The organism is Streptomyces sp. ISL-100 (assembly GCF_018614615.1).
In the GTDB taxonomy this organism is placed as follows: domain Bacteria; phylum Actinomycetota; class Actinomycetes; order Streptomycetales; family Streptomycetaceae; genus Streptomyces.
In genome coordinates this window covers 99,118-109,873 of sequence record NZ_JAGGOK010000031.1, presented here as the reverse complement: position 1 = coordinate 109,873, position 10,756 = coordinate 99,118, and the positions used below count along the sequence as shown (strand labels likewise).

The following is a 10,756-nucleotide window of genomic DNA, read 5'->3' as shown; positions in this document are numbered from 1 at the left end:
CATGGGACGGGTCACCGAGCGCCGCCGCGTCATCCGCGTCAGGGACGGAGTGGTGAGCGCCCGGCCGGACACGCTGGTCGCCGAGGAACCTCTCGAAATCCGGCTGAACGGCAAGCCGCTCGCCATCACGATGCGCACGCCGGGCGACGACTTCGCGCTGGCGGCGGGGTTCCTGGTGAGCGAGGGCGTACTGGCGGCCGCCGATGACGTGCAGTCGATCGTGTACTGCGCCGGGGCGACGGCGGACGGTGCGAACACGTACAACGTGGTGGACGTGAAGCTCGCGCCCGGTGTGCCCGTCCCCGACATCACCCTTGAGCGCAACGTCTACACGACATCGTCATGCGGGCTGTGCGGCAAGGCGAGTCTGGACGCGGTACGCACGACCGCCCGCTTCCCGATCGCCGACACTCCCCCGGTCCGGCTGACGCCCGAGCTGCTCGCCGGCCTGCCCGACCGGCTGCGGGCGGCGCAGCAGGTGTTCGACAGGACCGGCGGTCTGCACGCGGCGGCGCTCTTCTCGGAGGCGGGGGAACTGCTCGACGTACGGGAGGACGTGGGCCGGCACAACGCCGTCGACAAGCTGGTGGGCCGGGCGCTGCGGGACGGGCGTCTGCCGCTGTCCAGGGCGGTACTGCTGGTCTCCGGCCGGGCGTCGTTCGAGCTGGCCCAGAAGGCGGTGATGGCCGGGATCCCGGTCCTCGCTGCCGTCTCGGCGCCTTCGTCGCTGGCCGTGGATCTGGCGGCCGAGACGGGGCTGACGCTGGTCGGTTTCCTGCGCGGGCCGAACATGAACGTGTACGCGGGCGACGAGCGCATCGCCCTGCACTCCAGGGTCTGACGCGCCCCGCGACACGGGATACGGGCCCGGCCGGCGGGGAGCGCCCCCTGCGCCGGCCGGGCCTCTCCGTTCAGCGCCGGCCGCGCCTGGCTCGCTGCCTGGCCTCCGCCGGGGGCGGGATGAACTGCAGCGTCAGCGTGGCCGGGGGCTTCGCGATGCCGGGGCCCCCGGCCGCGACCCAGGCCAGGATGTCGTCCGTACAGTCGTCGTCCAGTGCCCAGCCGATCCAGGCGGCACGGCCGCCTCTCCTTCGGCCCTCGGTGGAGGGCTGGACGACCACGACGTTGGCCTGTCCGCACGGGCCGAGGCAGTCGCTGGTACGCACGGTCAGCCGCCCGCCGGAAGCGGAGGCCGCGTCGTGCAGGCGGCGCAGCTGGCCGTCGTGGTCCGTACCGGGGTTCTTGCGGGCGTCGCCGCAGCAGCAGCCGCGGCAGACGGTGAGGGCGCAGGGGCGGGGCCCGAAGGGACGTATCGCGGAAGTCACTTGACGATCTTGCTAGGTGTGACGACTTCTTGTGGGGTGCGGTGCGGTTTGCGTGCGGCGCTGTTTTGTCCTCAAACGCCGGACGGGCTGGATTGTGCCGCGCGCGGCTGGATGTCGCCGCTTTCGGCAACTCTCAGCCCCGCCGGCGATTGAGGAGCGGGCTCTGGGCCAGCGCCCCCACGCGGCGGAGCCGCGAAGTGTCACTGCGGGAAGGGGCGGGTAGGGGAGAAGCCCCGCCGGGCCTCCCCCGCGAACGCCGTTTCGCGATCACCGCGCACACCATCAGCTGCATCTGGTGAAACAGCATCAGCGGCAGCACCGCCAGGCTCGCCTCCGCCCCGAACAGCACGCTCGCCATCGGCAGCCCCGCCGCCAGCGACTTCTTCGACCCGGCGAACTGGATCGCGATCCGGTCCGCGCGCCCGAAGCCGAGCCGCTTCGCCCCGTACCAGCTCAGCGTCAGCATCGCCGCGAGCAGCACCGCCTCCACCCCCACCAGCGCGCCGAGCCGGCCGGGGCTCACCCGGTGCCAGATGCCCTCGGTCACGCCGTGGCTGAACGCGGTGTAGACGACCAGCAGGATCGAGCCGCGGTCGACATAGCCCAGCGCCTTCTTGTGCCGCACCAGAAAGCCGCCGACCCACCGGCGCAGCAGCTGGCCCGCCACGAACGGAACCAGCAGCTGAAGGACGATCTTCAGCACCGAGTCCGCGGAGAAACCGCCCGCGCTCCCTCCGATCAGCAGCGCAGCGAGCAGCGGAGTCAGGAGGATCCCCAGGAGGCTGGAGAAAGAGCCCGCGCAGATCGCCGCCGGCACGTTGCCGCGGGCGATGGAGGTGAAGGCGATCGAGGACTGGATGGTGGAAGGGACCAGGCACAGGAAGAGGAGCCCGCCGTACAGCTCTGGCGTGAGGACGTACGGGACCAGCCCCTTCGCCGCGAGACCGAGCAGTGGGAAGAGCGCGAACGTACAGGCGAGCACCGTGACGTGCAGCCGCCAGTGCCGCAGTCCGTCGAGCGCCTCACGGGTGGAGAGCCGCGCGCCGTACAGGAAGAACAGCAGCGCGACCGCCCCGGTCGAGACCCCGCCCACAGCTTCGGCTGCCGTGCCGGACGCCGGCAGCAGTGTCGCGAGGACGACCGTCCCGATGAGCATCAGAATGTACGGATCGACCGGCAGCCAGGACGGCAACTGAAACTGCGACGTGCGGGGACTCATCTGCTCCACTTGGTTGCTCTCGGGCGATACGTGCCCGCTCCATGTTCCTCCTCTTCCCACCAATCGGGAATCCCATATACCGAACTCACTGTCATCACGATTTCCGATGAGCGGGTTACGCTCGCCCCATGTACGAGCCGACCCAGCTCCGCACCTTCCTGGCCGTCGCCCAGACCCTCAGCTTCACCCAGGCCGCTCGGCGCCTCGGCCTGCGCCAGTCCACGGTGAGCCAGCACGTACGCCGCCTGGAGGAAGCGACGGGGCGCCGGCTCTTCACCCGTGACACGCACCGCGTGGAACTCACCGAGGACGGCGAGGCGATGCTCGGCTTCGCCCGTACGATCCTGCGCGCCCACGAGCGGGCCTCGGCCTTCTTCACCGGGACCCGCCTGCGCGGGCGGCTGCGCTTCGGCGCCTCGGAGGACTTCGTACTGACGCGGCTGCCCGAGATTCTGGAGGCGTTCCGCCGGGACCATCCCGAGGTCGAGCTGGAGCTGACCGTCGAGCTCTCCGGCACCCTGCACCAGCAGCTGGAAGGGGGCCGCCTCGACCTCGTGCTGGCCAAGCGGCGGCCCGGCGACACCCACGGCGAGCTGGTCTGGCAGTCGACGCTGACGTGGATCGGTGCGCCGTCCCTGCGCCTGGACCCCGACCGCCCCGTCCCGTTGATCGTCTTCCCGCCGCCCGGCATCACCCGGGCCCGCGCCCTCGAAGTCCTGGAGGAGGCCGGCCGGCCGTGGCGCATCGCCTGTACGAGCGGCAGCCTCAGCGGACTGATCGCGGCGGCCCGCGCCGGCCTCGGTGTCATGCCGCACACCCGTGGCCTGATCCCGCCGGGCCTGGCCCCCGTACCGGCGAAAGCGGGCCTGCCGGAACTCGGCGGCGTGGACTTCGTCCTGCTGCACGGCCGCAGACGGGCCACCGCCCAGGACGCGGCGGACGCGCTGGCGGCGGCGATCCTGGCCGGCGGCGACCGCCTGCACCGGCCACCGGTCGGGTCGTAGGCGGCGAGTCGTGGAGGGCGAGTGGTAGACGTCGGGATACGGATGTCGGGGCGTAGGTGTCGCGGCGGAGTTGCGGAGTGGGCGTACAGATTCCGTGGAGATTCCCGCGCGCCTTACTTACTCCACGGTCAGGAGAGCGCCCGCGCCTTCCCCATGCGACCGCGTTCCACCCGTTGAGCTGTGCATATGCACAGTAATTCGGATTCCGCGTTCCCCTCCCCCGTACAGAAACCGTGAGGTACCGTCACGGCGCTGTGCGGAGCGCCACAAGGAGCAGGTCATTGCGCGAGTTCACTGTCCCACCCATGGCGACGGCGCCTCAGGTCGGCGGGCTGGCGGACGTCGTCTTCGATCATGCCGAGGAGGATCCGCACCGCGTCGCGCTCGGACGCAAGGGCGAGGACGGCCGCTGGCACGATGTGTCGTCGGGGCAGTTCCGTGACGAGGTGCTGGCCCTCGCCAAGGGGCTGCTGGCGCACGGTGTGCGGTTCGGCGACCGTGTCGCGATCATGTCGCGTACGCGCTACGAATGGACACTTTTCGACTTCGCGCTGTGGACCGTCGGCGCCCAGCCTGTGCCGATTTATCCCACCGCCTCCTCCGATCAGGTCTTCTGGACCCTGCACGACGCCGGGGTCACCGCCTGCATGGTCGAGCACGAGGACCACGCGATGACCGTCGGCTCGGTGGTCGACCGGCTGCCGATGCTCAAGCGCCTGTGGCAGCTGGACGCGGGCGCGGAGGCCGAACTCGTCCGGGCGGGCGCGCACATCGACGACGACGTGGTGCACCGCCACCGCCGGGCGGTGACGCCGGATTCCGTGGCGACGGTGATTTACACGTCGGGGACCACAGGGCGGTCCAAGGGGTGCGTGATCACGCACGCCAATTTCATGTACGAGTCCGACACCGTCCTTGGCCGCTGGGAGTCGGTGTTCCACTCCAAGCCGGGCGACGAGGCGTCGACGCTGCTGTTCCTGCCGCTCGCGCATGTCTTCGGGCGGATGGTCGAGGTCGCGGCGGTACGGGGGCGGGTCAAGCTCGGGCATCAGCCGGTGCTGGCGGCGCATGCGCTGATGCCGGACCTGGTCAGTTTCCGGCCCACGTTCATCCTGGCCGTGCCGTACATCTTCGAGAAGGTCTACAGCGGGGCTCGGCGCAAGGCGGAGGCGGCAGGGAAGGCCGGGCCCTTCGACAAGGCCGTCGAGGTGGCGGTGCGGTACGCCGAGGCGCAGGAGCACCGCGCGTTCGGCACCGGGCCCGGGCCTTCCGCCGCGCTGCGGCTCCAGCACCAGTTCTTCGAGAAGGCCGTGTACGCGAAGGTGCGCGAGGCCATGGGCGGGCGCGTGCGGCACGCGATGTCCGGCGGTTCCGCGATGTCGCGGCGGCTCGGCCTGTTCTTCGCGGGCGCGGGCGTGACGATCTTCGAGGGGTACGGGCTCACCGAGTCGACGGCGGCCGCGACCGCCAATCCGCCCGAGCGCACCCGCTTCGGCACGGTCGGGCAGCCGCTGCCCGGCACGACCGTACACATCGCGGACGACGGCGAGATCTGGCTGCACGGCGGCCAGATCTTCTCCGGGTACATGAACAATCCGAAGGCGACAGACGCCGTACTCCACGACGGCTGGCTCGCCACGGGTGACATCGGCGCGCTGGACGAGGACGGCTATCTGACGATCACCGGGCGAAAGAAGGAGATCCTGGTGACGTTGAGCGGCAAGAGCGTGTCGCCGACCGGGCTGGAGGAACGGATCCGGTCGCATCCGCTGGTGGCCCAGTGCATCGTCGTCGGCAACGACAGGCCGTACATCGCGGCGCTCGTCACGCTCGACCAGGAGGCCGTGGACCACTGGCTCCAGATGCGCGACAAACCGCCGCTGAACGCGGCCGACCTGGTGCGGGATCCCGACCTGGAGATGGAGGTACGGCGTGCGGTGGTGGCCGCGAACACGCTGGTCTCCCAGGCCGAGTCGATCCGTACGTTCCGGATACTGGCCCACCAGTTCAGCGAGGAGCAGGGGCTGCTGACTCCCTCACTCAAGCTCAAGCGCAGGGCGATCGAGGCGGCGTACGCCGTGGAGGTCGACGCGCTCTACCGGTGACGTCCGGTGCGGATTTCGCAGACTTCTGACGTGTCGTCAATTGTCGATGCGTCAGTTATTGACGGTTCATCAGGTCAACCACAGAATGCGGGCATCCCAAGGGAGGGACCCCACTGTGTCGCGACCGATCCGCACCATCGCCGCAGCCGCCGCAGTGCTGCTGTTCGCCACCGCCACCGCCTGCAACTCCGCATCGACCGGCGCCCCGGACAACGACGGCGCGGGGAAGGGCGGCAGCGGCTCGGTTCGTGGAGTGAGCGCCGGCTCGATCAAGGTCGGCGGCATCGTCTCCATGACCACCGCGAGCGGGTACTCCAAGAAGGACACCGATCTCGGCGCGAAGGCGCGTTACGACCGCGCGAACGCGGAGGGCGGCGTCAACGGCCGGAAGATCGACTACCTGGGCGCGGAGGACGACGGGCAGGACCCCGCGAAGAACCTCGCCGCGGCGCGAAAGCTCGTCCAGCGGGAGAAGGTCTTCGCCGTCGCCCCGATGAGCTCGGTCACCTTCTCCGGTGCCGACTTCCTGGAGCAGCAGAAGGTGCCGACTTTCGGCTGGGGCACGCTGCCTTCCTTCTGCGGGCCCAAGCACATCTACGGCTTCAACGGGTGCCTCGTCCCCATGCCGGGCGGCACACTCAACCAGACCTGGCCGGAGGGGCTGGGCAAGGTGCTGGGAGGGACCAAGGGCAAGTCGGTGGCACTGCTCGCCAATGACAACGACGCCGGCAAGTTCGGCATCCGTACCTTCACGCAGGGCTTCAGGGCGGCCGGGTACAAGGTGTCGTACGCCAAGGCCGTGGTGCCCGCGACTTCGGTGCCGAGCGACTGGTCGGCGTACACCAAGGAGATCATGCGCAGCGACGGCGGCAAGGCGCCGGACGTCGTGATCTCCGTGATGCAGACGCCGTACAACATCGGCCTGTTCACGACGCTCAAGCGCGGCGGCTTCACGGGCGTGCTGTCCGACCCGACGGACTACGACCCGGGGCTGCTCACCAAGGACGCGACGCGGCAGGCGCTGGACGGCGTGCATGTGCTGGTGCAGTTCGAGCCGTTCGAGTCGGACAGTGCGGGGATGAGGAAGTTCAAGGAGGACATCAGGAAGGCGGCGGGCGGCAAGGAGGTGCCGCTGAACATGCACATGGTCACGGGATACATGTCCGCGGACCTGTTCCTGTCGATCGCGCAGAAGGCGGGCAAGGACCTGACCGTCGAGACCTTCCAGCGGGCGGCGGGGTCGTTCTCGGACACGGGGACGCTGGTGGGCGACCGGAGCGAGCCGAAGGGGCAGCGGGAGAGCTTCGGGTGCGGGGCGCTGGTGCGGTTGAAGGACGGGAAGTACGAGGTGTCCTCGCCGTTCAAGTGCTATCCGCCCATCCCCTTCGGGTAGGGGTGGTTTCCCGCCATGGGTGATCTGCTGGGTTTTGTGCTGAGCGGGCTGGTGTCGGGTGCGTTGTACGCCCTGCTGGCCACGGGGCTTGTGCTCTCGTACTCCGCGTCGGGTCTCTTCAACTTCGCGCACGGCGGGACGGCATATGTGTGTGCGCTCGGCTTCTACGAACTGCACTCGGGCTTCGGGTGGCCGGCCCTGCCGACTGCGGCGCTGCTGGTGTTCGTCGTCGCGCCGGGGACCGGGTGGGCGCTGGACCGGCTGATGTTCCGCAAGCTCGCGCGGGTGGGTGAGACGGCGCAGATCGTGGCGACGATCGGGCTGCTGGTCGCACTGCCGGCGGCCGGGCTGTGGGCGGTGGAGCTGCTGGCGGAGGCGGGCGCTCCTGTGGTGCCGGCGGAGAACCAGTTCGGGCTGCCTGGCGTAGGGCCGAGCCCGGCCGTGTCCTGGCAGCTGACGGACGGCGTGGGGATCGACTCCGATCAGCTGATCACGTGGCTTGCGACGGCCGTGGTGGCGGTGGGGCTGTGGGTGCTGATGCGGCACACCCGGCTCGGGCTGCGGCTGCGGGCCACCGTCGACAACCGCACGCTGGTGGAACTGCGCGGCATCAGCGCGGACCGGCTGTCGTCGGTGGCTTGGATGCTGTCGTCAAGCCTGGCGGGGCTCGCGGGCGTGCTGGCCACGCCGCTGCTCGGCCTCTCCGCCCACGACTACACCCTGCTCTTGTTCGTGTCGGCGACGGCGGCCGTGCTCGGGCGGTTCGCCTCGGTTCCGCTGGCGTTCGCGGGCGGGCTGGGGCTGGGCGTATTGCAGAACCTGACAGCCGGGTACGCGTCCTTCGCCGACGACATCACCGGATTCCGTACGGCGGTTCCCTTCCTGGTCCTCTTCGCGGGGCTGCTGGTCATGACGCGCCGGCAGCGGGCGGCGGGCACGGCGGCGGTGGACGCGCCGCCGGTCGACTACCTGGCCGGGCGGTCGTGGGGACGGCGGTGGGGGCCGTGGGCGGCGGGCGCGGTGCTGATGGCGGTCGCCTTCTATACGGTCACGACGCCGTTCTGGAGCGGGATGCTCGCGCAGGGCCTCGCGATCTCGCTCGTCTTCCTCTCCTCCACGGTCGTGACGGGGCTCGGCGCGATGGTCAGTCTGGCGCAGGCGACGTTCGTGACGGGGGCGGCGCTGGTAGCGGGCCTGCTGATGAGCCACGGATGGCCGTTCGTCGGGGCCGCACTGGTGGGCACGTGCGTGGCGGCGGTGCTGGGGGCACTGGTGGCGCTTCCCGCGCTGCGCCTGGGGGGCCGCTCGCTGGCGCTGGCGACGCTTGCCCTTGCCTTCCTGGCGGACCAAGTCCTTTTCCAGCTGCGGTGGTTGCGGAACGGTGACACGGGGTGGGAGATCCCGCGCCCGGTGTTCGGTCCGGTGGACCTGTCCGACGACCGGGCGATGGGGGTGGCGCTGGTCGTCCTGGTTACGGCGGCCGTCGCGTCGCTGAGTGCGCTGCGGAACTCGGCGTCGGGTCGGGCGATGCTGGCGGTACGGTCCGCTCCTGCGGCGGCGCTGGCCTCGGGCGTATCCGTCATCCGTACAAAGCTGATGCTGTTCACGCTGTCGGCGGGGATCGCGGGGTTCGGGGGCGTGATGTACGCGTCGTACAACACCCGCATCACGGCTACGGACTTCACCGCGATGACCGGGCTGATCTGGCTGGCGGTGGTGGTCGCGGCGGGCGTGCGGCGGCCGCAGTTCGCGGCGGTGGCGGGCCTGGTCTTCGCGCTGGTCCCGCACCTTGTCTCGGAGTACGTCACGGAGTCGACGCAACTCCCGGTCATCCTCTTCGGCCTGGCCGGCCTGGCCCTGGCCAACGACCCGGACGGCTACTGCGCGGCGATTTCAGTGCGGAGACACCAGCGACGCGCGCGGGTGGGTGCGGCGCGGGTGGGTGGCGTTCTGCGTGCGGCGCCCGCCCCGACTGCGGACACGGAGGTACGAGAAGCGGCGCTCCCGGCGTCCACGCCCGCGCCCCTGGCGGGCACCGGCGCCGGAGTCGAAATTCCCCCACCCCGCCCCTTCCCGAAACCGGGGGCGGGCCCCCGGACCTCCACCGCACCACCGACTCCCGAGGGCGGCGGGAGCGGTGGCGGCGGGTTCGCCGGGCACGGGACTGTGGCGCGCGGGGCGCGGGAAGCCGGTCTCGCGCTGCGCGGGGTTTGTGCCGGCTACGGTGGGGCCGGCGTGCTCCACGGGGTTGATCTGACCGTACAGGCAGGGGAGATTGTGGCTCTTCTCGGACCCAACGGGGCCGGGAAGTCCACCACTTGCCACGTCGCCGCCGGGCTGCTCGTCCCCACCTCCGGCCGCGTCCGCATCGGCGACCGCGACGCCACCCGGGACGGCGCGGTACGGCGTTCGCGTGCCGGGGTGGTCCTCGCCCCCGAGGGGCGCGGGATCTTCCCCTCGCTCACCATCGAGGAGAACCTGAGCCTGCGCCTCCCCGACCGCTCCGCCCGCGACGCGGTGTACGAACGCTTCCCCGCCCTCGCCGGCCGGCGGCGCACCGTCCCCGCAGGTTCGCTGTCCGGCGGCGAGCAGCAGATGCTGGCGCTCGCGCCGCTGCTCCAGCGCCCGCCGGCCGTACTCATCGCCGACGAGCCGTCGCTCGGCCTCGCGCCGCGCGTCGTGGAAGAGGTGTTCCGCCTGCTCACCGAGTTGCGCGAGGCAGGCACCGCGCTGCTGCTGGTGGAGGAGAAAGCCGCCGACGTGCTCGGCATCGCCGACACCGTGGCGTACCTCGCGCAGGGGCGCGTCTCCTGGTGCGGGCCGTGTGCGGACGTACGGACCGACCGGCTGACCGAGGCATACCTGGGGATCGGGGACCCGAACGCATGAGTGGGACCAGGAGCGACACGTACGTACTGGAGGCAGCCGGAATCGGCGTCCGCTTCGGCGGCGTCACCGCCCTGGACGGCGTGGGCGTCGCCGTCCGCCCCGGCGAAGTGTGCGGTCTCATCGGCCCGAACGGCGCCGGCAAGACGACCCTGTTCGATGTTCTGTCAGGCATCCGCCGCCCCGATACCGGCCGCGTCCTTCTCGACGGTACGGACATCACGCGCCGCACTCCCGTCTGGCGCGCCCGCCACGGCATGCGCCGCACCTTCCAGCGTCAGCAGCTCTTCGGCCGGCTGACCGTTGCCGACAACCTCCTCGTCGCCCAGGAGTGGCGCGGCGGCGGGGGCGGCCTCGCCGCCGATCTGCTTGCGGCGCCCACCCGGCGTGCCCGCGAGGCAGCGCGCCGCGAACGCGCCGCAACGGTCCTGCACTCGTGCGGCCTAGACGCGCTCGCCGAGTCGTACGCCGGGACGCTCCCCGTCGGCCGGGCCCGCATGGTCGAACTGGCCCGCGCCCTGGCGGACCCTCCCCGCGTCCTGCTGCTCGACGAACCGGCCTCCGGCATGTCGGGAGAGGAGAGGGAGCAACTGACCGCCGTAATCCGGAACTTGGCGGCCGAGGAAGGCTGCGCCGTGCTGCTCGTCGAGCACAATGCCGCCTTCGTGATGGAGCTCTGCGCCCGCGTCGTCGTCCTCGACCTCGGCACGGTTCTCGCCGAGGGCAACGCCACCCAGGTGCGACAGGACCCCGCCGTCCGTGACGCATATCTCGGGACCGTCGCGGGAATGCACCGGGACGCTTGATCGTTGACGCTGGGAGTA

Annotated in this window: 8 protein-coding genes; 6 read left to right on the top strand and 2 right to left on the bottom strand. The window is 70.9% G+C overall.

The window, feature by feature from the left end; translation table 11 throughout:
* Nucleotide 1: 1 nt before the first annotated feature.
* On the top strand, nucleotides 2–841 hold the full coding sequence (fdhD, locus tag J7E89_RS14560; RefSeq protein WP_214973564.1) for a formate dehydrogenase accessory sulfurtransferase FdhD: 840 nt from the start codon (nucleotides 2–4) through the stop codon (nucleotides 839–841).
* Between the two features lie 70 nt (nucleotides 842–911).
* On the opposite strand, the gene J7E89_RS14555 is transcribed toward fdhD, so the two are convergent.
* Both J7E89_RS14555 and J7E89_RS14550 read right to left on the bottom strand, forming a co-directional pair.
* Nucleotides 912–1,325, bottom strand: a complete 414-nt coding sequence (locus tag J7E89_RS14555) for a (2Fe-2S) ferredoxin domain-containing protein (RefSeq protein ID WP_214973562.1) — start codon at nucleotides 1,323–1,325, stop codon at nucleotides 912–914.
* 133 nt (nucleotides 1,326–1,458) lie between these two features.
* Complete coding sequence (locus J7E89_RS14550) at nucleotides 1,459–2,544, bottom strand: bile acid:sodium symporter family protein (protein ID WP_214973560.1); 1,086 nt, start codon at nucleotides 2,542–2,544, stop codon at nucleotides 1,459–1,461.
* A gap of 128 nt (nucleotides 2,545–2,672) precedes the next feature.
* On the opposite strand from J7E89_RS14550, the gene J7E89_RS14545 reads away from it, so the two are divergent.
* The 5 genes from J7E89_RS14545 to J7E89_RS14525 all read left to right on the top strand — a co-directional run bounded on the left by J7E89_RS14545 (nucleotide 2,673) and on the right by J7E89_RS14525 (nucleotide 10,738).
* Nucleotides 2,673–3,548, top strand: a complete 876-nt coding sequence (locus tag J7E89_RS14545; RefSeq protein WP_214973558.1) for a LysR substrate-binding domain-containing protein — start codon at nucleotides 2,673–2,675, stop codon at nucleotides 3,546–3,548.
* A gap of 305 nt (nucleotides 3,549–3,853) precedes the next feature.
* On the top strand, nucleotides 3,854–5,653 hold the full coding sequence (locus J7E89_RS14540; RefSeq protein ID WP_214973555.1) for a long-chain fatty acid--CoA ligase: 1,800 nt from the start codon (nucleotides 3,854–3,856) through the stop codon (nucleotides 5,651–5,653).
* Between the two features lie 115 nt (nucleotides 5,654–5,768).
* Entirely contained in the window at nucleotides 5,769–7,046 is a 1,278-nt protein-coding gene (locus tag J7E89_RS14535; protein WP_214973553.1) for an ABC transporter substrate-binding protein, read from the top strand.
* A 15-nt stretch (nucleotides 7,047–7,061) separates the two neighbouring features.
* Nucleotides 7,062–9,935 carry an ATP-binding cassette domain-containing protein gene (locus J7E89_RS14530; RefSeq protein ID WP_214973551.1) on the top strand — a complete coding sequence of 958 codons (2,874 nt, stop codon included), beginning with the start codon at nucleotides 7,062–7,064 and terminating at the stop codon, nucleotides 9,933–9,935.
* The gene (locus tag J7E89_RS14525) at nucleotides 9,932–10,738 is read left to right on the top strand and encodes an ABC transporter ATP-binding protein (RefSeq protein ID WP_214973549.1); all 807 of its coding nucleotides are present in this window, start codon (nucleotides 9,932–9,934) and stop codon (nucleotides 10,736–10,738) included. The genes J7E89_RS14530 and J7E89_RS14525 overlap by 4 nt, the downstream gene beginning before the upstream one ends.
* The last annotated feature ends 18 nt before the right edge of the window (nucleotides 10,739–10,756 follow it).